The sequence below is a fragment of the Microbulbifer sp. ABM4_008 genome, assembly GCF_056311705.1.
Genome location: NZ_CM149970.1, coordinates 2,248,730 through 2,272,091, shown reverse-complemented (window position 1 = coordinate 2,272,091; position 23,362 = coordinate 2,248,730). Strand labels below are relative to the sequence as shown.

Sequence of the window (23,362 nt, the reverse complement as noted above, 5' to 3'; positions counted from 1 at the left end):
CTAGTTCACTCTAACTCTGGGAACCCCAAGGGTCACGATACCCTTCGTGACCCCAATTATTTAAAAGTCACCAAATCAGTAAATTACACGATTCCCCAGACTAAAGCAGCAACATGCCCAGCAAAACTGCCGCTCCCAGCCCAACAAGAATCTTCGACGCCTCTAGCAGTGTAAAGCCGGCGCTGTTGCGCAAGGATTTCATACCAACCTCCTAAAGCAGCTACGCAATTTCTCTTTGACCTACACCTAATTTGAGCATTAAACGACCAATTCGTTCATGCTCAGAATTGGCATCATAATAGCCATAACGATGAACAACACGATGGCAGCCATTATCAGCAGCATCAGAGGTTCAAAGATACTTACAAAGGCAGTTACCGCACCCTGCAAATCCTGTTCTTGCGAATCCGCCGCACGCTGAAGCATTTCATCGAGAGTGCCCGAAGATTCACCACTTGCGATCATATAGATCATCATCGGTGGGAAATAGCCTACATCTTCCAGGGCTTTACGAAGGCTCCCGCCCTCGCGCACGCTCTTTTGAGCCGCATCGAGTCGGTCTTTAAGGAAGGTATTGGTCATTACTCCACCGGCGATACCCATGGCTTGAACCAGCGGCACACTGCTGCCCGTAAGAATCGCCAGGGTCCCTACATAGCGAGCACTCTGTGTCCCTCGCATCATCCAGCCAATAATTGGCAGCTCCAGCAAACGGTGGTGGAAACGATACCGAATTGCCGGGCGCCGCAGCATCATCACAGCGCCAAAAATGAGCGCCCCAAGTGCCGGCGGCACCAGCCAGCCCCAGGCAGAAATAAAATTGCTCATGGAGACCAGGATGCGGGTAGCCAGCGGCAAAACCTGCCCGGTGCCGGTAAATACCTCGATAACATCAGGTACCACGTACACCATCAAACCGGTTACAACCAATACACAGATAAATACCAAAACAACTGGGTAGATCAGAGCCAGCTGCACCTTCTGCCGAAATTGCTGCTGCCCTTCCGTATAGTCACCAAGGCGATCCAGCACCGCATCCAAATGACCAGAGTGCTCCCCTGCTTCAACCGTAGCGCGATAGAGTTTGGGGAATGCCCGTGGAAAACTGCTCAGGGCCAAGGCGAAACTGTGCCCTTCAAGGATTTTGCCCCGAACAGCCAATACCACGCGTTTGATTTTTTGGTTACGAGTCTGGTTGGCAATGGCTCCAAGGGTTTCTTCCAGGGGAATACCCGCTCGAAGCAAAGTGGACATCTGCCGAGTTAGCAGGGCCAGGTTTTTAACACTCAGCCCAGGGCTACCAGATAGAAAGCTGGCACCGCCCTTCTCTTCTTTCTCGGTGGCTGCACTGACTTCCAGAGGCACCATACCTTTGGCGCGCAGCTGCTGCCGCGCAGCGCGCGCGCTATCCGCCTCGAGCGTACCGCGGCTCTTGCGGCCGGATGCTGCCAGCGCTGTATACTCAAAAGCTGCCACAATCAGGACTCCTGCGTAACTCGTAGTACTTCCTCAAGGGAGGTCCTACCCGCCAGTACTTTCTCTACGCCATCGTCACGGATGCTGGGGCCAAGCTTGCGGGCTTCAGCAACCAACTTGCTCTCTGAAGCGCGATCGTGGATCAATTGGCGCATCACTTCGTTGAGCGGTACCAATTCATAGATACCGATACGACCGACATAGCCACTGTGATTACACTCTTCACAGCCATTAGGCCGATAGATGATGGCTTCCTCATCGGGCCCGACGCCCAAAACCTCCCGCTCGCTGCTGTCAGCCACATGAGGTTGCTTGCATTCAGGACACAGAACTCGCACCAGACGCTGGGCAAGAACACCAATCACGCTTGACGACAGCAGGAAGGGCTCAATTCCCATATCCACCAGACGGGTTACCGAACCCAAAGCTGTGTTGGTGTGCAGGGTTGAGAGCACCAAGTGTCCGGTCAAACTCGCCTGGATTGCAATCTGCATAGTCTCCAGGTCTCGAATCTCACCGACCATCACTACATCCGGGTCCTGACGCAGGATCGCGCGAAGCCCCCGGGCGAAAGTCATATCAGCTTTGGTATTTACCTGAGTCTGCCCAACCCCTTCCAGGTTGTATTCCACCGGGTCCTCGACCGTCAGAATGTTCTTCTCACGGTTATTGATACTACCGAGGCCAGCATACAAGGTGGTGGTTTTACCGGAGCCCGTTGGTCCGGTCACCAGGATAATGCCGTGGGGATGTCCCAACAGGTCTGTCATCACGCGCAAGTCGCGATCTGCCATCCCCAGCTTACTCAGGTCCATTTTGCCCGCTTGCTTATCCAGCAAACGCATTACCACCCGCTCACCCGCCGATGACGGCATGGTGGAGACACGTACATCTACCTCTCGGCCAGCCATCAAAAGGGAGATCCGGCCATCTTGAGGCACGCGTTTCTCGGCGATATCCAGTTTTGCCATTACTTTAATACGGGATACCAGTAATGGAGCCAGAGCTCGCCGGGGTTGCAGTACTTCACGAAGTACACCATCGACCCGGAAGCGCACGACGAGGCGCTTCTCAAAGGTTTCAATATGAATATCCGAGGCGCCCTGCTTGAGCGACTCGGCAAAAATTGCGTTGATCAATTTGACGATAGGTGCATCGTCTTCCTGTTCCAACAAGTCCTCAGTCTCAGGCAGCGAATCGGCGACCGCTGCAAGATCCAGGTCTTCACCCAGGCCCTCGACTTCGGAGAGGTTGCCACCCTCCCTGTTTTCATACAGACGCTGCAAAGCACCCTGGAAAACATCTTCCTCTACAGCCTCCAAAGATACAGCCGCACCACTGATGCGCTGCACTTCGGCAACCGCTGATGGACTCAGCGGCGCCACATATTGGCAGAGGGGTTTGCCTTCCTGCTCGGTTAACAGAACCTTGTGACGCTTTGCGAAAGCGTAAGGAAGGCGGCGAATTGTTGGAGTCCCTGTTCCTGTTTCAGCCGTCATTTAGCTTCTTCTACCTCCAACACCTCAACCTCAACATCCACGTCTTCTTCGACTGATTCAATGGCAGCACCATCTATAGAACCATCTACTGGCGCAGGGCTCTCGTTGTAGGTGCCTGTTGGCGGCATCAGGTCAGGTAGTACATCACCGCGGTGCCAATCCCAGATCAGGCTGGTGCGGTCTTTCAGGAATATTTGCTTCTGCTGCATATCCATGTAGCGCTTGCGCGTCTCCTCATAGCCAGCAACCTGACTGCTGAGGATTCTGGGACGCAGGAACACCATCAGATTAGTTTTGCTAACACTCTTCTCAGTGTTTCTGAACAGGCGACCAATGCCGGGAATATCACCGAGGAGAGGCACTTTGGACACGGTTTCATTCACCTGATCCTCCATCAAACCACCCAGTACCAGGATCGCGCCATCATCGATCAATACTTTTGTGCGGATCTCACGCTTGCTGGTAACGATATCGGACGCACCTTCCGCTGCAGCCGTAGCAGAAGACAAAACGTTTTCAACCTTTTGCTCGATCTCGAGAGTTACCGAATTGTTGTTATTCACACGGGGAATCACTTTAAGAGTGGTACCCACATCCTCACGCTGGATGGTGGTAAACGGATCATCGTTACTACCAGACAGCAACTGTTCACCGGTAATAAAAGGTACGTTCTGGCCCACCAAAATCTCAGCTTCTTCATTATCCAAAGCCATAATTGTTGGTGTAGAAAGGATATTGGTATTGCTCTCCGACGCTACGGCATTAATCGCAGCACGGATATCACCGCCACTGAGGTAGCCCAGGTGCAATGCGCCAGCTCCCACCAAATCAGTCACAGGAAGTGAAAATGGGTTGGGTTCCCCATCGGAATCCGTACCTAACTGGTTATTCCAACCGGCAACAGCATTACTGCCGGAACCAGCAATCCAACTAATACCCAGTTCGCTACCTGTACCTTCAACTACCTCTACAATAATTGCCTCAATCAAAACCTGCGCTCTGCGCACGTCCAACCTGGCAATAACACCTTTCATAGTTTCAAGGAGAGCGGGAGGAGCAGTTAACACCAATGCGTTGAGCGACTCGTTAACTTGAATGCTGACTTCAATATTCGCCGCTTGCTGGTCTTTCTCTGTGTTCTGGATACTACCGCTCATACCCTCGAGGATAGGCTTCAGATCTGCTGCATTGGCATACTGGATATAAACAACTGCGGTGTTGCCTTCGCCATCCAGCGGTGCATCGAGACGGCCTATTACCGTCTTAATCTGCTGGCGGGTAACAGGGTCTCCGGTCAGGAGAATACTATTGGAGCGTTCATCAACAGAAATACGCAGCGGTTGCACTTCCTTACCCGCTTTGCCTCCACTCGATTGAAGTAGATCGGTAAGAACTTGCTTTACTTCCTTCGCAGAAGCAAACATCAACGGCACCACTTCAATATCAATAGCGCCGGCGCGGTCAAGTTGCTTCACCAGGCGAATAATTTGGTCAATATTCGCAGCGCGGTCAGCAATAATCAGAGTGTTGGTATCAGCATAAGCAGCCAAGTGCCCAGTTTGCGGAATCAGCGGGCGCAACATAGCAATCAGCTGTGAAGCGGAAATATTCTCAACCCTTACCGTGCGAACAACCAGGGATTCCGCAGGAGCTCGAGTGGTCTCATCTGCGACAGGTATCGCCTGCTGCTTGGCCAGCGCATCGGGAACCACTTTCCAGGTTCCGCCCTGTTCCACCAAGCTAAAGCCATTGACTTGAAGCACCGACATAAATACATCAAAGGCTTCATTGTGAGTCATTGGGTCACCGGCAACTACGGTGACCTTACCCTTAACATTCGGGTGGACAATAATATTTTTGCCAGTGAAATCAGCAGCCCAATTGATCAGATCACGAATGTCTGCATTGTCGAGAGAAAGGGTAACCCGCTCCGGGCCCTGAGCCAGCGTTGCAGTACAAACAAAAAAACTCAATCCGACCGCAAGCAGCCGTCGATAAAACATCTTCATCATTATTTATCTGGCTCTAGTAAATGTTCAAAAAATCAAAACAATCTAGGTAGATAGTTTTTATTTAGGCTCACGCTGAGCACGACGCTCGCGGGCCAATTCACGCAGCTGCTCCATTCTCTCCCGAATGTTCTGCTGGTTCTCGTCTCTTTGAGCAGTTCTTCTGGAGGAGCTGGAACTTGACGTTCTCTGTCTGGAACTGCTGACGCCTCTCAATGGTACGTTTGGCCTTCCGTCCACTTCTGGGTATGTCAGTTTTTCCATCCTGCCATTACGACGAAGAACCACATGGTCAACCTCAACAGAATAAAGTTCGGCGCCACCTGGAAGCCGATCACCGACATACAAACGCTTGGAGGGTTTACCTTTCTCCGACACCAGAGCACTGGCTTTGGTTTTATTGGAGCTGTCAAAAACACCGGATAAAACAATATTCAGCTGGGTCAGAGGAATATTTTCGAGGTCGACTTCAGGGACTTCTGTAGCCTTTTTAGGTTCAGCACGTCCAAAGAACGGCGTGCTGGGAAGACTGGCAGCGCTGGGGGGAGGAGCACCTCTCGGGCTTTTGCGCTCCGCGAGCAGGGATTCCTGGGGATCGCTTGGGACCAATAGGGAGCCATAGGCAAACAAATTACCAGACAACCACAACAGGCCAATCGCTGACGCTGCCATAGTGCCACGGGAGAGACCTTTGCTCGACTCGCCCTGGGCAAACTTATTGCCAATTGAGCCAACGGCTCGCGCTATAGGGGACATGAACATACCCACATACAAGTTCAACTTTCTGAGGTTATTGGTTTTTGACGCCTATTTTCTTGCCTCAGCCCGGGAAAGGCAACGCTCTTTCAAGTTAAACGCCGCAAACCCTCATTTCGTCCCTTAAATTGCACACTAGTTCCGCAGGTTGTCACCAAAAAACGAAAAAAGGCGGCATGACGCCGCCTTCTTCAATGCCCGCTAGTATAGCAATCGGGCATTACAGCTTTGTTTCAAGCTCTGGTACAGCTTCAAACAGGTCAGCTACCAGACCGTAGTCAGCAACAGAGAAGATCGGTGCTTCTTCGTCTTTATTGATGGCTACGATAACTTTGGAGTCTTTCATACCTGCCAAATGCTGGATTGCGCCAGAGATACCAACGGCAATATACAGGTCAGGAGCAACGATCTTACCGGTTTGGCCAACCTGCATATCGTTAGGTACGAAGCCTGCATCCACAGCAGCACGGGAGGCACCAACTGCAGCACCCAGTTTGTCGGCCAGCTTGTACAGCATTTCGAAGTTTTCGCCATTCTGCATGCCGCGGCCACCAGAAATGACTACGCTCGCAGCGGTCAGCTCAGGACGATCGGATACAGCCAGCTCTTCGCCGACAAAAGAGGAAACACCAGCGTCATCCGCGATATCTACAGGCTCAACCGCTGCACTTCCACCTTCAGCCGCCACGGCGTCAAAGGCAGTGGTACGTACAGAGATTACCTTGATGGCATCGGAGCTCTGTACAGTGGCAATGACGTTACCCGCATAAATCGGGCGCTTGAAAGTATCTGCACTTTCAACAGCAACGATATCGGAAATCGGCTGTACATCCAGCAGCGCTGCAGCGCGTGGCAGCATGTTCTTGCCGGTAGTAGTGGCTGGGGCCAGGATGTGACCGTAATCTTTGCCCAAGTCCGCTACCAGCTTGGCAACGTTCTCAGCCAACTGGTGCTCGTAAGCGGCATTATCTGCCAGCAGTACCTTGGAAACACCTTCAGCTTTAGCAGCAGCCTCCGCTACAGGGCCGCAGCCAGATCCAGCAACCAATACAGCAACATCACCACCAATAGCCTTGGCAGCAGCGATGGTGTTGAGCGTGGCGCCCTTCAGTTCGGCGTTGTCGTGTTCAGCAATAACCAGAATGCTCATCAGATTACCTTCGCCTCGTTTTTCAGTTTCTCTACCAGTTCAGCAACGTCAGCAACCTTAATGCCTGCTTGACGCTCAGCCGGCGGCTCAACTTTCAGGGTTTTGGTGCGGGGAGTAATATCAACGCCCAGCTCATCCGGGGTCGTGGTATCAAGAGGCTTACGCTTTGCCTTCATGATGTTAGGCAGGGAGGCGTAACGCGGCTCATTCAGGCGCAGGTCAGTAGTAACAATGGCAGGCAGTTTCAGTTCAACAGTCTGCAGGCCGCCGTCAATTTCACGAGTTACCTTAACAGCGTCGCCTTCTACGGCAACTTCAGAGGCGAAGGTACCCTGCCCCATGCCAGTCAAAGCGCCCAGCATCTGGCCGGTCTGGTTATTATCGCCATCGATGGACTGCTTGCCCAGAATTACCATTTGAGGCTCTTCTTTCTCAACAATCGCTTTCAGGCATTTGGCTACTGCCAGAGGCTGCAGCTCAGCATCGGTCTCAACCAGGATACCGCGGTCGGCACCCAGGGCCAGTGCAGTGCGGATTTGCTCTTGGCATTGCTTGGAGCCCATGGAAACGGCGACTATCTCGCTGACAACGCCTTTTTCCTTCAAGCGCACCGCCTCTTCTACTGCGATTTCGCAGAAGGGGTTGATAGACATTTTGACGTTGGCTGTATCAACGTCAGAGCCGTCCGCCTTGGGGCGAACCTTGACGTTGTAGTCAACAACGCGTTTCACAGCTACAAGAACTTTCATGGAAATCCCGTCTCAAATATGCTTTTTAACAGCCGCGACTGATAATTCACGTCGCGAACGGATACGGTGTTCTGGTCAAACAAGTGTTTGAACGGCGTGTATGGTGGCGGTTCTATAGCGCAAAATCAATAGTCAAATGGAAGTCCCTCCTGCCATTCACAAAATCTATTTCCGGGAATAAGAACCACCTATCCACCCCCAGTAAGCCGTTGAAATACAGCGCATTTGCCATAGCAAATGAATAGTCATGCAATTGGTAGGGTTGATTAAACGCCTATATAATCCGCCAGCAATATAAATGATAAGGCCGGATTGGCCGCAAAAAAGTTGAATACAACTGCTGAGGAGAGTGCCGTGGAACGCGAATCAATGGAATACGATGTAGTGATCGTGGGTGCCGGCCCCGCTGGATTGGCCGCGGCCTGTCGTATTCGTCAGCTCAATGAAGACGTCTCTGTATGTGTCGTGGAGAAAGGCTCAGAAGTAGGAGCTCACATCCTATCCGGTGCTGTATTTGAGCCCACCGCCCTTAATGAACTCTTCCCCGACTGGAAAGAACGTGGAGCCCCCCTCAATACTGAGGTAAAAGGCGACGACATCTACGTCCTGCGCAGCGAAGAGAACTCTATAAAAGTCCCCAACATGTTTGTGCCCAGCACCATGCACAACGAGGGCAACTACATTATCAGTCTCGGCAACCTGTGCCGTTGGCTGGCAGAACAAGCCGAAAGCCTGGGAGTGGAAATCTTCCCTGGCTTCGCCGCTGCTGAAATTTTGTACAACGAAGATGGCTCTGTAAAAGGTATCGCTACTGGCGATATGGGCATCGGCATGAACGGAGAGCAGAAAGACTCTTACATGCCGGGCATGGAGCTGCATGCCAAATACACTCTCTTCGCTGAAGGTTGTCGCGGTCACCTGGGCAAGCAGCTGATCGAACGCTTTAAGCTAGACGAAGATGCCGACCCACAACACTACGGCATCGGTATTAAAGAGATTTGGAAAGTCCCTGCGGACAAACACCAGCAAGGCCTGGTTGTTCACACTGCTGGCTGGCCGCTGGAACAAAGCTCCACCCACGGTGGCGGCTTCCTTTACCACCTCGAAGACAACCAGGTTGTTGTCGGTCTGATTACTGACCTCGCCTACAGCAACCCCCATGTGAGTCCATTTGACGAGTTCCAGCGCTATAAACACCATCCGGTAATCAAGCAGTACCTGGAAGGTGGCGAGCGCGTCGCCTACGGTGCCCGCGCCATAGTAAAAGGTGGCCTTCAATCCCAGCCGAAAATGACTTTCCCCGGCGGCCTGCTGATCGGTGATAACGCCGGCACCCTGAACTTTGCCAAGATCAAGGGCAATCACACCGCGATGAAATCCGGCATGATCGCGGCTGAGTCTGTAGTTGAAGCCCTCGCCGCTGAGCGCAATAGCGAAGAGCTGACCGACTACACCACCAAGTATCGCGATAGCTGGGCCTGGAAAGAGCTGCACATGCAGCGCAACTTCGGCCCTGCCCAGCACAAATGGGGCAACATTCTGGGATCTGCCTATGCATTTGTGGATATCAATATCTTTAAAGGCAAGCTTCCCTGGACCCTGCGCGACACCAAGGCTGACCACGCCCAGCTCAAACCTGCTGCTGACTGCGCAAAGATTGACTATCCGAAGCCCGACGGCGTACTCAGTTTTGACAAGCTATCTTCCGTGTTTATTTCCAATACTAACCACGAAGAAGACCAGCCTTGCCACCTGACCCTGAAGGACCCAGAAGTTCCGCTCAGTCACAACCTGCCGATTTACGATGAACCCGCGCAGCGCTACTGCCCTGCCGGTGTTTATGAGGTTATTGAAGACACCAACGGTAAGCGCTTCCAGATCAACGCTCAAAACTGCGTACACTGTAAGACCTGTGACATTAAGGACCCAACCCAAAATATTGTCTGGGTAACCCCTGAAGGTGCCGGCGGCCCCAATTATCCAAATATGTAATTGGGTCTACACATAAAAAATGGCGCCGATGGCGCCATTTTTTATTGCTTGAGAACGCATATTTTCGTGCACTTAATCCAAGGCACAGCCAGCTAGCCTCCCTAGAACTTGTACTGCGCGCTCAATGCGAAAGTCTGCCCAACCTCCTCCTCAAAAACGGTGACACCCTGCCTCTCAATTTCAATGGCCTCACCCAAAAGGTTCTGTACTTTAGCCTTCACCGTCACCTCATCAGTTGGATACCAGAAGTAAGTCAAATCGAGAGAGTGGAATGGCTGCTCAAATGAATCGGGATGAGGGTCTCGCCCTGCTTTGTAAAGGCGCTCACCAAATACGTTGTAAACCAAGCTGGCAGAATGGTTCCCGTCCGGGCTATCAAAGCCGAGCAGCACATTAACCACATAATCAGATGCCCCTGTCATTTCGCGGACTGCATTAGTCGGTGCATCAGCCCCATCACCGGCAACAATTTCCGAGTCTTGAAGCGTAATATTGCCCTGCAGGAAGAAGCTATCCATTGGGTCAGAGATAAAGCCAAGGCTTTTCATACCCTCTATTTCTATACCGGTAATCTCACCAGACTCAGCATTTATAATCTCTCGCGCAATATTGTCATCACTTGAGGCAGCTTCAAAAAACTCAATAGGATTAACAATATCCTTATAGAAAGCCGAAATAGTCAGGCTATCGCCGCTATCAAAAAACCACTCTGCGCGAATATCGTAGTTGTCGATCTCCGACGGCCGAACACTCGAATTCCCCCTGATCTGATCATCAGTGTGCGGATCTATATAAATAGCGTCGGTAATTTCACGCAAGTCGGGCCGAACAGCGGTCTTGGATGCGCCGAATCTCAACTGGAATGTCTCCGCCCAAAATGACCCCATATAGGTCAAGGATAATGAAGGATAAATATCATCATCCGTATATACCGCTTCAGCCAACTCCTCGGGGTCATTCGTAATCTGTGGTTCACTTTGCGAGAAACTATAGGGGTTCCATTCTAAAGCAGCTTGACTATAGTCCTCCCATCGGGCCCCCGCTGAAATACGCCAGGTTTCCTCAAGAGTCCAATCGAATTTACCGTAGATCGCATCTGTCGAAGTAGCGGCCAAATAACTTTGCTTGTTACTGCCAGACTTGGCAAAAACAAAGTTATTGTCATCATCGGTAATATTGGTATCACTGAACACATCACCCAGAGGATCATCAAGAATTGCGCTATCAGCGACACTGAAGATATCCAATCCGAACTCAGTTTGCTTATAGGATCGCCCTTTCTCAATCCGAGCAAATCCTCCACTCAATTCCAGTGTGGACGAGGAAAATTCAACAGGCAATGTTGCAGACCAACCGTAGTTTCGAACCTCATCCTCCAGCTCAGTAAATCGGAAGCTAGCGCTCCGCGAAGCAATATCCACAGTTGAACTGAGAACTTCACCTGTTTCCGGATCGGTTTCGGTACTCGCAATAACCTCAACCTGATTGGGAATGTCAGTTATCGCTGTCGCATCGGAATAAAACCAATCAACCACCAATTCCTCAGGAATCCAACTTAACAAACCAATAGGCAGCAGCCCCTTAGTTTCCGGGCCAAGGGAATGGCTCCCTTTTAGCTGGTGAAGCTCCAACTCCCGCTCTTCATATTTCAGTTCGTAGTTTCTAAATCCAGTGCCGTCAGATAACAAGCGGTTTGAATTAAAATAATCGCGGATAGAGGTTTCATCATCCGTATTCCTTAAGAACAAGCTGGTACTTTCAACTGCATGTTCATCCGAAAAACGCAAGCCCAGGTTTAAGTTTCCACTGATATCCACGGAATAAGTAGACTCATCTCGATGATCAATCTGCTCTTGCGGATTGCCGTAATCACGAATAACTCGCTCACTCTCCCTCCACTTACTCTTGTAAGAGCCTCCAGCCAGAAAGCCAAGCTCCCAATCATCCCCAAAGTAGAAGCGGTTCCCCACGCTAGCCTTATAATCTTGATCGGGATCAGTAGAAGCATCTGTGATCGAAATATCACGGTTCAAGCCCAGGGCCAACTCCCTGTTTATTGCTTGCGCTGCTTCATATGCCTCTTGATTGCTGGAATACTCATTGCCTTCAGCAATCAGGGTGTCACGAATACCTGCAACCGTCAGATCTCCTTTAAAGCGTTGCAGGGCTGCAGAAATTTCCCCAGACATAGCCCGGGTTCCATCATCGGTGCCCCAAATATCGTCATCTCCACCGCTATAGCTGAGCGCATCCCCACTGACTTCACTGTTGCTACCTGTACCAATTTCGACCGAGTAAGTCAGATCATCAGGTATTCCCTTAGTCCGGATGTCAACATTGCCACCACCAAACGAGGCAGACTTATCTACCGAATAGCTCTTCTGTACCGCCAGCGATTCCACGATAGAGGTTGGGAATAGATCCAGAGGGATAACATTTCTGGTCAGATCCGGGGATGGCACCGTCGAACCATTGAGAGTTGTACTTGAATACCGCTCACCCAAACCCCTTACGTAAACGAACTTGTCACTTACCAGGGATAATCCGGATACTCGTCGCAGCGCTGCGGCTACGGTAGAGTCCCCCACCCTGCTGATCATCTCAGCCCCGAGGATATCTGTAACTACCTCCTCCTCCAGGCGCTCGCTAATTAGGACTTCAGCTGAGTCTCTAAGGCGCCCCTGGACAATAACCTCTTCAACTTCGGGTGTAGAGTTTTCAACTAGCTCTGCATCTTGTGCAGACGCAACGGAAGCAAATGTCGAGCCCGCAGCTATCGCTAAAACAAGCGGCGCCCTTTGAAATTTTTCGTACTTAGCCATCGAACCGGCCTCTTTTCGTTCTAAAGAATCGCGGTCTGAAATCAAAGAAGGCGCCGACTCCATCAGCGAAGGCGGCGCCTTAAATAATCGGGAGCTGTTTCCCCAACCGCTACCTCAAGCTATTGCTCAAACCAAAGAGGTTGAGCGCGGTCACCTTGATGCAGGCCATAGGTCCAACCTTTAGTCCAGTCGGTACCATCCTGCTCAAGCGCTCCCAAATAGGCGCGACCCAACTCGGCAGAAACTGTCGGTGCAATGCCATCGATCATTTGAGCCGATTCGTCAACGGTAAACATCGCAGGGGAGCCGCCGAGCAAAACAAAGTCTGTATCGGCGTCAGAGGTTGGGTTAACTTCACCGGAGATGGTGGCAAATTGATTGCCGCTATCTACAGCCCAAGTCTCCACATCAAAACTATCTTCATCAGTTTTAGTTCGATCTTCACAAGCAAAAATATTAGAAGTCAGGGCCACCTCGGTGCCTGCAGACGCTTCATCCCGAGTCTGAGAGCTCTCAACACGTAGGCAGTAGTTATCCCCAGCTACTCCGGTCTCATCAGCGAAGAAGGAAGCAACAATTATGGAGTTGGTGATCATCGGATAAATTCCCTCACGCAGACGCCAACCAGCGCCCGGATCATGGGTACCCTCTTCTTGAGCAGAAATAATGCAGGTCAGGCCATCAATTACCGGTCGACTATTTAACCCCTGGCCAATCAGCGAGGAATAGTCAGTAGCATCGCTGTAGGATCCAATTCCATCGGCCTCAATACAGTGATTGCCGTCGGTCTCACTTTGAATCACCAACGCATTGGTAATACTTCCGCGATAACCTTCATCGATATCAATGGAGTCATCACGAACATATAGCGCAACATAGTTTTCTACGTCTACGGCACCGCCGAAGAATTCGATACCGTCATCATAAGTGGAGTAAGTTTGAAGGTTGCGAATGGTTGTTCCATTACCCACGGCGTCAAATGCAATTCCGTTCAACTCATCACCACTGGCAACTTCAGCACCCGTGTGCTTTACAACAACATAGGAAAGCTCGCCAGAGCTGTCGGCATTATTGTCTCCACCGTAATAGGAGGTGTTGTCATCGGTGGAACCTTCAGCAGCTACGTGACACTCACCAGCAAGGGCTAGATTGCCGCCATCAATAGAGCCTGTGTACTGGCACTTATTGGTTACACCAAAGCCATTTATAACCATCCCCCCCCACTGTGAAACGTCTTCGGGACCTACAGTGCCGAGGACATCAGTCTCTGAGGTGAAGGTGATTGGTGAAGTTTCAGTACCGCGAGCAAATACTTGTGATCCACGGTTTACAACCATAAATGCTGAATTATCTTTAAAAGCGATAGTGGCGCCCGCTTGAATTTCCAGCTTAACGCCATCACCGCCCTCAGAAATCCCTGCTGCAGTCAGGTCAGAGTCGCTGGAATAACTTTCACCAACAAACAGACTGCCACTAAAGATATGAGCCCCATCGTTATCCAGCGCAGCCAAATACAAATCTTCAGTCAAGGGGTTTGCTGCAGAAACAAAGTCAGCAGTGTAATAGCAGTTACTATCGCTATATTCACCTTGTACACTAGAACTTTCTATAGTTGCACATGGATTCTCATCCGAAGAATCACCACCTGGATTGGTGATAGAATTATCCACCGAGTTATCTACTGTTTCCGGCTCGATACTCACACCGCCACCGTCACAACCCGCTAATAGCGCAGCAATCGCAGCTGCCAGTAAGAGCTTATTCTGTACTCGCTTCATGTTTCCCCCTATAGGAATTTCAATCCAAAACTTTAATTGCTTCAACTCCGCCATTTTTAAAAAAAATAAATGACAACAACCAAGCAAATAAAAACTATATTTTTTTGTTTCGCCGTAGCGATTTGGACGGAGGGAAGTTTAGAAATGCACTGTTGCGGATTTGTTACTCATTTAGATATTTCCGTAAATTATCGAATTAATATTCTATTCCTTTCAGAACAAATACACTTATATTTCCATAAGATTTCAAACACTATTTTTTTAATAGAAATGAAATACAGCAACACCACAAATAAATAGTACGGACATGTATATTCCCGGGCTATTTTCCGGATTCAAGCAAGCACCGGCACAATCAAGTATAAATTCCACAGCGGTAATCAAAATACAGGAGCGATAGTGGCATCCACTAAACAGTTTGACACCAAAGATATAAATAAGGAAAGTTCGTCGAGAGAGTAAAGTCAGGAGCTATAGGGTCAAGCAAGTACTTTCTAAACTCGAACAGTGAGGAGCAAGGCTATGAATTAAAGCCCCAGCTACAAATCAGCGCTGAGGCGCGAGGAATCCGCCAGCAGGAACCGGGAGCTATCTAATTGCAAGAACCCAGCAGGAAATCTTTTCCGTCACTTTGCACAAAAAGCTTATCGGTATCGCGATCCCCTTCAAGCGCCCAGTCTACCAACTGGTAAAAAACATCACGGGAAACGCGAGCCTGTAACCCCCCTCGAATCTCCAAGTAAGGGATTGGCTGCGGCGGAGCACCAAAGTCTCTCAGTTGCCACTGCCCCTCTTCCGACAGCTCAACAACGTCGCCCACATTTGTGGTGAAAAGTAGCTGCTGATGAGTACTTCCGGGGTTGCGGGCCACCTGAGTGATTACAAATGGAACATCCTCCACTGTGATTCGCAGCTTTTCGACAGGGGTGACAAGGAAGTATTCATCCCCCTCACGCTTCAAAATGCTGGCAAACAATTTCACAAGAGGGTGACGACGAATCTCTGTTCCCTCGTGGATCCAACGGCCATCAGATTTGATGACCATATCCATGTCCCCACAAAGCTCTGGGTTCCACCTTTCTACAGGTGGATGCCCATGAAATTCAGCCTGTAATTTTTGCAGCTGCTGGAACAGGGGCTCAGCCAAGGGCGGACCCCGCAGAATCGCTGTGATGGCTTGTCTGGCTTCCCTCTGGCGTTTTGCGAGAGGACATATCACCGATATGCACACCCACATCCATAATAAACTCCATCAAACCTTCCCTGTCCTCTATTACATTGGCAAAAGACTTGGAGTGATAAAGCTCTACCGCCCCTTGCACAAGCGCCCAGTATGTTGAGTAATAGAAGTATGCAGGAACGTTCTTCAGCATGCCCTGCTCCATACGGCGCTCAAAGACCCGATTGAGAGAGGTGGCATTGGAATTACGAATATTGTGGAGCTCCGCAATCATTTCTGGAGCCAGGTTCAACGCGATAATCTTCTCCTCCAGGCGCTGGAAGAGTCTATCTTTGCCAGGATCGGCCATACGAGATTCAAAATAGGCGCGGGCTGGAGCGGTGATATCACCTTGCTCGGCCAGGGCTACAGCGGTCTTGAGACGTTCAGCGAGGGATTTTTCATAATCCATCAGCAAACGCATGTAGATTTCTGTCTTGGAAATGAAGTGCTTGTAAATCGTGCCCTTACCGATATCCACACGCTCGGCAATCTGTTCGACCGTGACTTTCTCTTCACCGTGCTCCAACAGAAGCTCCAGAGCCGCATCCAGGATACGCTGCTCCCGCGCGCGGAACCGCTGAACCTTCTCTTTTGCCTTATCCATACTTCCGACCTTCTTTGCCCGTAAAAATGGGGACTGAAATTGACTATTCATTCATGAATGATAGGCAATTCAAGTCGGTTGGAAAAGTAAATCGGGGAATTAGACTGCCTAATATTAAAAATATTAGGCCATTTTGCTCAAAATTTACCCAAAATGAGCCAATTTTAAGCTGAGAGTAGACCTTTTATTTTAGCATGTGGTGACGCTTGGCGAGCCCAAGCATTGCACATAACACATAAAATTCGACGATTGAGTGATTGCGGGGTAGTCCATTACCCCAATACTTCCGAATGAAATCAAGAACTACACCAGAACACAAGAAGCCACTATTAAACGGACTTCAGCTTTAGCTCCAACAGAGGCGCGACTACATCGTTGTCCTGCGTGCGTATCCAGAGCATCTCCTCCTCCGAGTAGAGCTCTGCAACAATCGCATTAGCTAATTCACAATCATGAGAAATCAAATGCTGCGCCAACCACTCTGCAGCAAAGGTACGTTTTTTACCGAGCGTACCCTGTGAACGCTTGTACAGGTTTTTTACTGCCTTGCGCGCATATTCTACTGAGGCGATTCCCGGAGTCGCTTCAACCATCTTGCGATGCAACTTTTTGCTTTTCTGTTCGATGATATAAGGAAGCACTTGGCCTGAAACATAGTCGTGGGCGACCGATCCTTTACAAGGACAGCTATACGACTTCCTGTTTTCATAGATTTTTTTCAGAGCATTGAGGTGATTATTGGTCTTGTATGCGGATCGGGCCGCCAAACCAGCGTAACCAATGGACAATGCTGTTCCAGCAACAACCAAACCAATACCCGTCGCAGAAGTCGCAGCCGCTGCACCGGTAGCCAGGCCGGTTAGTGTGGCACCTGTAGCCGTCTGTGCACCCCACACCCCATAATAAGCAGCAGAGCCAACTCCTCCAGCCACAGCCTTTGCGGTACGGTGCCGACTGACAACCTTGCCGAAATTCAGTGGTGGACGTATATCAATATTGTCGTGTGGCACCTGTGGTATCTCCTACTTCTTTTATTCAATCTTTGTTGGATAGCTGCAAACGAATTAGTCCAACTGTCCCAACAACTATTGGCGCTTTATACCACAGAAATAAGTAAGAATTCGACATGTCGCAATAGTCAATAGCACAGAGTTTCAACTTGACTGAGAAAATCAGTAGCCAGTGTATGGAAAAGAGCTGGATAGCTATACGAGGTGGCACCTGTGACCAAAATGGGCCTAACGTTCAAAATATGAATGGGGTTAAAGGGATTTGCTGTTATTATCCTTTTGATTAAGAGCGCAAAGCTCCCCATCTGCAAACTCTGTTAAGTGGAATAGGTAACGGGTAAAATCCCTTATGTTGGAAAAATTAGGTAAGTTATTGGATGTTGAAGAGCTGGATCGAAATCTCTTCCGCAGTCGTCATCACGTTGAAAATTATCGCAAAGTGCTTTTTGGCGGGCAAGTTCTGGGCCAAGCACTGATGGCAGCAACTCGTACCGTTGAGCATCGCCTACCCCACTCCCTTCACGCCTACTTCCTCCGCCCTGGCTCTAGTGAGCTGCCGGTGATCTACGAAGTAGACCCAATCCGCGATGGCGGTAGCTTTACCACTCGTCGCGTAGTCGCCAAGCAGCGCGGGCGCGCGATCTTCAATATGTCCGCCTCCTTCCAAATTCGGGAACCCGGATTTGACCACCAGGCCGACCTGCCTTGTGTCGAGATTCCCTCTCCTGAGAGCCTGAAAAACACCCAGGAGCTGGCCCTGGAAGCTGGATTGGTTAGCCCGCAGTACGATCAGCGGCGCTATATGATCGATTTTCGTCCGGTAGACCCGCAAAGCTACTTTGGCGCTGAAACCCGCGAAGCCAAATGCATGTTCTGGCTGCGGGCAGAGGGCGAGATGTCGGACGACCCGATGGAGCACCGAGCAGCACTTTGCTATGCATCCGATATGGGACTCCTGGGTACCTCCCTACAGCCGCACGACATATCCTTATTCGATCCCCAATTGATGCCCGCGAGCGTTGACCACGCGATGTGGTTCCACCGCGATTTCCGCCTGGATCAATGGCTTCTCTATGTAACGGATAGCCCTTCGGCAACCGGTGCCAGAGGCTTTACCCGCGGCCAGATTTTCACCCGCGACGGAACGCTGGTAGCGTCTACCTGCCAAGAGGGACTGATTCGACAAATAAAAAATTAAATCAGTGGTTTACAGCCGAAAAATTGCTGCTATAGTGCCGCCCCTTCGCAAATGATGCGAAACAAAAAACGGTGAGTAGCGCAGCCTGGTAGCGCACTTCGTTCGGGACGAAGGGGTCGGAGGTTCGAATCCTCTCTCACCGACCAGATTTTCAAAGCCCGCTTTTAGCGGGCTTTTTTGTGCCTGAACTCTTTAGCTTGAGCTGACGATAAGCCGTTCAGATTACCCCTCACTTTCCCCCAGTGCATCGCACCAGGAACAGTACAAGCAACTCCTGCATGTTTACCTTGCCGGGCTTAATGCGGAAGCGCATTAAAAAGTTAAAAGCGATGGGGACAAATAAAGAATTAGCTTCAGAAGTACCGAAGAGGCACGAGGCTTTGAGCATGGCTGGCTTAGCTATTTACACCGATAAGCAAGTAAGAGATAACACCCTCAAGGCAGCTGTGTAATTGCCCATGTAAGCCTTTAAAGTAAAAGCGCTACCAGGAATGAAATCATAAACACGAAAAAGCCCGCATAAGCGGGCTTTTTCTTTTTATATGGTCGGTGAGAGAGGATTCGAACCTCCGACCCCTTCGTCCCGAACGAAGTGCGCTACCAGGCTGCGCTACTCACCGAGGCCGCGAATACTACTCATCCATTTTTCAAAGATCAAGTAATTTTTGGCGCGAATGTCATCATTGATCATTTTGCCGACACAACCGATCTTTGAGTTGTCCTCAAAGGCAGTCTAATCCGCATTATAGCTGGACCTCCCCGGCTCCAAGCGCCTCTTTCTACACTGGAGATTCAAGCTTTACGGTTGCTAGTAATTGCCCCAATCTCCGACATATCCATTTAGTCTGCCAACTAACAACCAATCCCTTACTCGTCCTGGGGTCGAACACTTTCCACCGATTTAGCCACTCTCTGAAACCCTCTTCACGTATACGGCAAACTGTGGTCGCCAAAGAAATACCGATATTATTTCTATCCACTTTCTTGTATTTACGTATCTTCAACGACTATCAAGTACTTTTAGTTTTGAGTGCACACGTATAAAAAATGCAAAGCTCTCCACAGAGGATGCAAGAGTTTGGAGCAGAAAAAACCAAGAAGGGCATACAGTGCGAGGCAATAGCAAATTACATTGAAAAGCTGCTAGATATCGTTTTTTGATATTTTGAGTAAGTAGATCTTTACATAAAAGCGAACTGACAAGCTCGTTAAGCTGCTTTTCCAAGACATCGATATAAACAGTTACCTTTAAATTCCAGTTCGCTATTTACGGATATTTCTACAAGTGCCGCTATTTTTCACCGGGCACCCGAGGGGATTTTCCCCGAGCCCTAACACCAATACAAGGGAGCAGCACCCTGCACGCCACAAGAATATTAACCACTCATTTAAGTAGAAAATCCCGAGTAAGACTTTATTTTTTAAAAAATATTCCTTTTGGGAAAATTACAGAATTTTAAGAAAAATGGTGACTACAATTGCGCCCCCATTACCTTTTTGTTTCCCGCTCCATTTTTTTTCAAACTTTCCCTGTGCTTCTGAAAAGCTTCTCTATACTCAGATCAGCCGGCTGAGTGTCCGTCGCAAGATGCAACAACTCGAAAGCTCATTACCGATTTATTATCAGCAGGCTGATCCTAAAAACGGGGCTCTATCAAGCTCCAAAATTCTCACCCGTAAACCATGAAATAACCTGGGCGATAGCCCCCTATCGTCATTGGTCTACTCGAGGAGTACGTTCATGTACCAACCATATGCATATGCTCAAGGGATCTTTGGACAACCACAAAACTATGCCGTACCTCCGATTAATCCGGTCGTCGGACTCACTCCCCCCCAGCCATACCTACCGCTTCAACAGTTAGCACCACAAGGATTGCTGGGAGAGTTTATTAGCCGTGCAGCCCCGGTAGTTGGTGGCATTGTCGGTGGACCACAAGGTCAATTGATCAATGCACTCGGCGGATTGGGCCAAGTACTGCCCTTCCAGGCCGCACCGCAGCTTCCACAACAGTTAGCGCCCCACATTCCTCAGCAGCTTGCTCCACAAATTCCACCTCAGTTCGCTCATCAGTTTGCCCCCCAAAACTATCTCAGCGAATTGATAAACCGCGCGGCCCCAGTTTTGGCCAATTACATCAATAACCCTCAGGCACAGCTAATCAATGCAGCCGCCCAACTAGGGCAGCTCTTACCCTATCAAGCCGCTCCGCAACTGCCACCGCAAGGTCTCCTCGGTGAGTTGATTAGTCGTGCCGCACCTGCTCTTGGCAACTACATTGGCGTACCTCAACAAGGTCAACTCCTTAACAACTTGGCGCGCCTCAACCACCTGCTGCCCTACCAGGCCGCACCGCAATTCACGCCACACCTCGTTCCTCAGACCTACATCGGCCAACCGGTAAATCAACTGGCACCTGTGGCTCCGGAGCAGTATGGATCGGTTCCCCCGCAGGCTTTTGCACCACTGAGCCAACCGGTGCCATTCCAGGCTTTCCCGCAACCACCTCAGCAACCCCTCCAGAATTTGAGTGGCATCGGGCAGCCACTGCCCTATCAGGCAATGCCGCAATCCAACTCAGCCTTTCAGCAACAGGCTTATCTGCACTAAAAATGCAAAAAAAGGGGCTTCACGCCCCTTTTCCTGGGGGTGGGTTCGACCCTGCCCTATTTTGGATGGCGCAGTCACAATGAGAAGAAAATGAAGAAGTTTGAGCAATATGTAGCCGTACCAAATCGTAAGGTATCAGCTAGCACTCTGGAGCTAGAGGAGCTGGTGAAGGAAGCTTCAAATTGCCCCGATGTTAAGGACGTTACTTTGCGCAAAAGCAACGTCACCCTTGTGGCTACACCCGATGCCGTCGACGACCTAAGAAAGAAATTGAGAGGCAAAGTAATTATTGATCCGGATCAACCTGTCCACCCTCTCAATTGAGACTGAAACCCACTCGATTCACCACTTTCAGACGTTTCACACGCGTACTAAATCAGTACCGCACTGAAAGCGAAGGAACATGAACATGACTGAATCCCGACAAGAAAAGGCCGCAGGAGAACCTTCGGTCGAGGTTGCAGAGAAAGTCGAGCTACTTATTTCACCCCGCCGCAGCCTGATGGCTAAATCCATGGGCGTGCAGCCATTGAGCTCGGGCTCAATGCACCATGTGATTTCCACTATTGCCAGGCAGGCAGGTTGTGAGGTGCTTCGTGAAATACGCCCCGGCAGAAAACTAAAAACGCTGTCTTCCGCCGATGAGGCCACCAATATTTACAAAGTCCGTATGGATGTGGATGCTGCTGCGGCACTTTACCAGACCACTCCACCAAACGTCGCCGTTGAACTGGACTCACTTCTCTCTTACGGGCAAGCGAGTTATTCGCCGACCTTTTCCGCAGTTTTTGCACAGCAACCCGGACTATTGCGTGAATACCATGTCCAGGCACAGCAGGTGCACTTCCGCGTTATCGGCGCAAAAGGTGAGCCCATACGCGACGCTCAAATAATTGTTGAAAGCGCGGGCTTTCCCCAGGAGGGGGTCACTAACAATAAAGGGGAGGTTGCGCTCAGTATTTTTGCGCAAAGCGGCGGCGCTCAAGTGAAATCACTTCTGATCCGTCCCGCCAAAGATTTCTGGAACAAATATATTCGCAGCCCCTCCCTATCGCTCACCGGTGTGAACCTGGTGAAACTCCAACCTCTGAGCGAGGCCATACCCAACTTCCCCAATGATGCCTCCTATGGCTGGGGGCAAAAGTACATGGGCCTGGACCAGCTACCCGATGAATACACAGGCAAAGGTATCAAAATCGCAATCATCGATTCCGGTGCCGACAATAAGCACCCAATACTGAGCCATTTAAAGAATGGTATCGATGTCACCAATAATTACGATACCGATAGCTGGGTAGAAGATATCGTCGGCCATGGAACTCACTGTGCGGGAATTATTACAGGCCAACCCTCTGGCTCCGAAGCAATACGCGGATTTGCTCCTGAAGCCGAAGTCTATGTATTCAAAGTTTTCCCCGGCGGGCAATTTAGTAGCTTGATTGATGCGCTCTCACATTGCATAGAGCTCGGCGTTGATGTGGTGAATATGAGCCTGGGCAGCTCTGATTCATCAGAGGCTGTTGAGCAGCAAATCGAGGAAGCGGTCCAACATGGTATCGCCTGTATAGTTGCCGCAGGCAACAATGGCGGGGCAGTCCAGTATCCAGCCAGATCCCCAAATGCTATGGCTGTAGGCGCTCTTGGAATGCTCAATGAGTTCCCCAAAGATTCCTGGGAAGCGCAAACAGTAATACCCTCAACAGCATCAGCCGACGGTCTATTTGTTCCTAGGTTTAGCGCTTTCGGCCAGGAAATTTCTGTTGCCGCACCTGGTGTGGGTATCGTTTCGTCTGTGCCTGACAAAGGCTTCGATGTTCAGTCAGGTACATCAATGGCCGCGCCGCATATTACCGGTTTGGCAGCTCTACTACTTGCCCACCATCCTTTATTTAAAGGTGCGCTCCGGCAGAAAGATGTATCCAGAGTGACCGCCTTATTCCAACTGATCCAATCCTTGGCCGCACCAATGCCCCTCGGGGCAGAGAGAGTTGGCGCAGGTGTTCCCAAGCTTTTCGGTATCAACTCCGCTTTTGAGTCCGCTAAAGAGCAAGCAAGGGCCGCGGGTACTCATGCCGCAACCGCGCAAGGCCCCTCCCCAGCCACTCCATACTCTGGATTTACCATGAGTCCGTTACAGGGCTACCCCCCTCAAGCTACACCCAGTTGGCAGGGGCAGTTTGTGCCGGGAGGTTATTACCCTTCCGAAATAGCCGCGGTTAACCCCCAGCAACCAATGGTAAGCAGTTTTCCAGATGGATTTGCCCTGAGCGCCTACGCTATGCAGTTCGTTGATCCCCGTGCAATCAGATATTGGTAGCTCTGTCGCCATCGTTAGTTAGACTGCAAAAGACCTTTCAAGACCGCAGCTATGCTGCGGTCTTATCCTTCGTAGCGCTCAATTCCCACTTAGTCAGCATGCCTGCCCACTAGCCCAGCCCTCTCAAAAGATGTTTGTGACGGCCCACCCATATCTATCTTCTTGGTTA

General features: G+C 50.3%; 17 protein-coding genes, 2 tRNA genes and 1 pseudogene. 8 read left to right on the top strand and 12 right to left on the bottom strand.

Annotated features, from left to right (window positions below; translation table 11 throughout):
* Positions 1-258 precede the first annotated feature (258 nt).
* From gspF to ACYX4J_RS09805, 6 genes are all read right to left on the bottom strand, one after another.
* The gene (gene gspF / locus ACYX4J_RS09830; RefSeq protein WP_476178483.1) at positions 259-1,476 is read right to left on the bottom strand and encodes a type II secretion system inner membrane protein GspF; all 1,218 of its coding nucleotides are present in this window, start codon (positions 1,474-1,476) and stop codon (positions 259-261) included.
* Between the two features lie 2 nt (positions 1,477-1,478).
* On the bottom strand, positions 1,479-2,975 hold the full coding sequence (gspE, locus tag ACYX4J_RS09825) for a type II secretion system ATPase GspE (RefSeq protein WP_444905344.1): 1,497 nt from the start codon (positions 2,973-2,975) through the stop codon (positions 1,479-1,481).
* Positions 2,972-4,987 carry a type II secretion system secretin GspD gene (gene gspD / locus ACYX4J_RS09820; protein ID WP_413665693.1) on the bottom strand — a complete coding sequence of 672 codons (2,016 nt, stop codon included), beginning with the start codon at positions 4,985-4,987 and terminating at the stop codon, positions 2,972-2,974. The genes gspE and gspD overlap by 4 nt, the downstream gene beginning before the upstream one ends.
* Positions 4,988-5,044: 57 nt before the next feature.
* Complete coding sequence (locus ACYX4J_RS09815) at positions 5,045-5,740, bottom strand: type II secretion system protein N (protein ID WP_476178482.1); 696 nt, start codon at positions 5,738-5,740, stop codon at positions 5,045-5,047.
* Positions 5,741-5,960: 220 nt separating this feature from the next.
* Positions 5,961-6,890 carry an electron transfer flavoprotein subunit alpha/FixB family protein gene (locus tag ACYX4J_RS09810; protein ID WP_476178481.1) on the bottom strand — a complete coding sequence of 310 codons (930 nt, stop codon included), beginning with the start codon at positions 6,888-6,890 and terminating at the stop codon, positions 5,961-5,963.
* Complete coding sequence (locus ACYX4J_RS09805; RefSeq protein ID WP_282932702.1) at positions 6,890-7,639, bottom strand: electron transfer flavoprotein subunit beta/FixA family protein; 750 nt, start codon at positions 7,637-7,639, stop codon at positions 6,890-6,892. Before ACYX4J_RS09805 ends, ACYX4J_RS09810 begins: the two co-directional genes overlap by 1 nt.
* Before the next feature lie 354 nt (positions 7,640-7,993).
* Between ACYX4J_RS09805 and ACYX4J_RS09800 the strand changes: the two genes are divergently transcribed.
* Positions 7,994-9,631, top strand: a complete 1,638-nt coding sequence (locus ACYX4J_RS09800; protein ID WP_413665690.1) for an electron transfer flavoprotein-ubiquinone oxidoreductase — start codon at positions 7,994-7,996, stop codon at positions 9,629-9,631.
* Positions 9,632-9,732: 101 nt separating this feature from the next.
* On the opposite strand, the gene ACYX4J_RS09795 is transcribed toward ACYX4J_RS09800, so the two are convergent.
* From ACYX4J_RS09795 to ACYX4J_RS09775, 5 genes are all read right to left on the bottom strand, one after another.
* Entirely contained in the window at positions 9,733-12,453 is a 2,721-nt protein-coding gene (locus ACYX4J_RS09795; protein ID WP_476178480.1) for a TonB-dependent receptor domain-containing protein, read from the bottom strand.
* 119 nt (positions 12,454-12,572) lie between these two features.
* The gene (locus ACYX4J_RS09790; RefSeq protein ID WP_476178479.1) at positions 12,573-14,231 is read right to left on the bottom strand and encodes a serine/threonine protein kinase; all 1,659 of its coding nucleotides are present in this window, start codon (positions 14,229-14,231) and stop codon (positions 12,573-12,575) included.
* Positions 14,232-14,823: 592 nt separating this feature from the next.
* Positions 14,824-15,378: a DUF1285 domain-containing protein gene (locus ACYX4J_RS09785; RefSeq protein ID WP_444905349.1), complete on the bottom strand. Its 555-nt coding sequence runs from the start codon at positions 15,376-15,378 to the stop codon at positions 14,824-14,826.
* Positions 15,371-16,057 carry a TetR/AcrR family transcriptional regulator gene (locus ACYX4J_RS09780; protein WP_282932697.1) on the bottom strand — a complete coding sequence of 229 codons (687 nt, stop codon included), beginning with the start codon at positions 16,055-16,057 and terminating at the stop codon, positions 15,371-15,373. The genes ACYX4J_RS09785 and ACYX4J_RS09780 overlap by 8 nt, the downstream gene beginning before the upstream one ends.
* Positions 16,058-16,386: 329 nt before the next feature.
* Complete coding sequence (locus ACYX4J_RS09775) at positions 16,387-17,067, bottom strand: hypothetical protein (protein ID WP_444897196.1); 681 nt, start codon at positions 17,065-17,067, stop codon at positions 16,387-16,389.
* A 349-nt stretch (positions 17,068-17,416) separates the two neighbouring features.
* Here ACYX4J_RS09775 and ACYX4J_RS09770 point away from each other — a divergent pair, with 349 nt between their 5' ends.
* The 3 genes from ACYX4J_RS09770 (at position 17,417) to ACYX4J_RS09760 (ending at position 18,717) form a co-directional block, all read left to right on the top strand.
* Positions 17,417-18,265 carry an acyl-CoA thioesterase gene (locus ACYX4J_RS09770; RefSeq protein WP_282932695.1) on the top strand — a complete coding sequence of 283 codons (849 nt, stop codon included), beginning with the start codon at positions 17,417-17,419 and terminating at the stop codon, positions 18,263-18,265.
* Between the two features lie 69 nt (positions 18,266-18,334).
* Positions 18,335-18,411 (top strand) — tRNA-Pro (locus tag ACYX4J_RS09765).
* Between the two features lie 132 nt (positions 18,412-18,543).
* A complete protein-coding gene (locus tag ACYX4J_RS09760) occupies positions 18,544-18,717 on the top strand; it encodes a hypothetical protein (protein WP_444897195.1) in 174 nt (57 codons plus the stop codon).
* A gap of 91 nt (positions 18,718-18,808) precedes the next feature.
* Here ACYX4J_RS09760 and ACYX4J_RS09755 read toward each other — a convergent pair.
* Positions 18,809-18,885: transfer RNA gene (locus ACYX4J_RS09755), tRNA-Pro, on the bottom strand.
* A gap of 85 nt (positions 18,886-18,970) precedes the next feature.
* Between ACYX4J_RS09755 and ACYX4J_RS09750 the strand changes: the two are divergent.
* The 4 genes and pseudogenes from ACYX4J_RS09750 to ACYX4J_RS09735 form a co-directional block, all read left to right on the top strand.
* Positions 18,971-19,309 (top strand): annotated as a pseudogene (locus ACYX4J_RS09750) (hypothetical protein); the annotation flags it as partial.
* Positions 19,310-20,006: 697 nt separating this feature from the next.
* Positions 20,007-20,876, top strand: coding sequence for a polyadenylate binding domain-containing protein (locus tag ACYX4J_RS09745; protein ID WP_444913692.1), 870 nt, complete (start codon positions 20,007-20,009; stop codon positions 20,874-20,876).
* A 90-nt stretch (positions 20,877-20,966) separates the two neighbouring features.
* Positions 20,967-21,200, top strand: coding sequence for a hypothetical protein (locus ACYX4J_RS09740; RefSeq protein ID WP_282932693.1), 234 nt, complete (start codon positions 20,967-20,969; stop codon positions 21,198-21,200).
* Positions 21,201-21,285: 85 nt separating this feature from the next.
* The gene (locus ACYX4J_RS09735; RefSeq protein ID WP_444905352.1) at positions 21,286-23,193 is read left to right on the top strand and encodes a S8 family peptidase; all 1,908 of its coding nucleotides are present in this window, start codon (positions 21,286-21,288) and stop codon (positions 23,191-23,193) included.
* The last annotated feature ends 169 nt before the right edge of the window (positions 23,194-23,362 follow it).

Bases quoted from the DNA above. Each gene is read 5' to 3' on its own strand.
- ACYX4J_RS09780 (WP_282932697.1), bottom strand. From the start codon at position 16,057: ATGGATAAGGCAAAAGAGAAGGTTCAGCGGTTCCGCGCGCGGGAGCAG.
- gspE (WP_444905344.1), bottom strand. From the start codon at position 2,975: ATGACGGCTGAAACAGGAACAGGGACTCCAACAATTCGCCGCCTTCCT.
- ACYX4J_RS09790 (WP_476178479.1), bottom strand. From the start codon at position 14,231: ATGAAGCGAGTACAGAATAAGCTCTTACTGGCAGCTGCGATTGCTGCG.
- ACYX4J_RS09815 (WP_476178482.1), bottom strand. From the start codon at position 5,740: ATGTCCCCTATAGCGCGAGCCGTTGGCTCAATTGGCAATAAGTTTGCC.
- gspD (WP_413665693.1), bottom strand. From the start codon at position 4,987: ATGATGAAGATGTTTTATCGACGGCTGCTTGCGGTCGGATTGAGTTTT.
- ACYX4J_RS09735 (WP_444905352.1), top strand. From the start codon at position 21,286: ATGACTGAATCCCGACAAGAAAAGGCCGCAGGAGAACCTTCGGTCGAG.
- ACYX4J_RS09795 (WP_476178480.1), bottom strand. From the start codon at position 12,453: ATGGCTAAGTACGAAAAATTTCAAAGGGCGCCGCTTGTTTTAGCGATA.
- ACYX4J_RS09805 (WP_282932702.1), bottom strand. From the start codon at position 7,639: ATGAAAGTTCTTGTAGCTGTGAAACGCGTTGTTGACTACAACGTCAAG.
- ACYX4J_RS09760 (WP_444897195.1), top strand. From the start codon at position 18,544: ATGTTTACCTTGCCGGGCTTAATGCGGAAGCGCATTAAAAAGTTAAAA.
- ACYX4J_RS09810 (WP_476178481.1), bottom strand. From the start codon at position 6,890: ATGAGCATTCTGGTTATTGCTGAACACGACAACGCCGAACTGAAGGGC.
- ACYX4J_RS09745 (WP_444913692.1), top strand. From the start codon at position 20,007: ATGTACCAACCATATGCATATGCTCAAGGGATCTTTGGACAACCACAA.
- ACYX4J_RS09740 (WP_282932693.1), top strand. From the start codon at position 20,967: ATGAAGAAGTTTGAGCAATATGTAGCCGTACCAAATCGTAAGGTATCA.
- ACYX4J_RS09770 (WP_282932695.1), top strand. From the start codon at position 17,417: ATGTTGGAAAAATTAGGTAAGTTATTGGATGTTGAAGAGCTGGATCGA.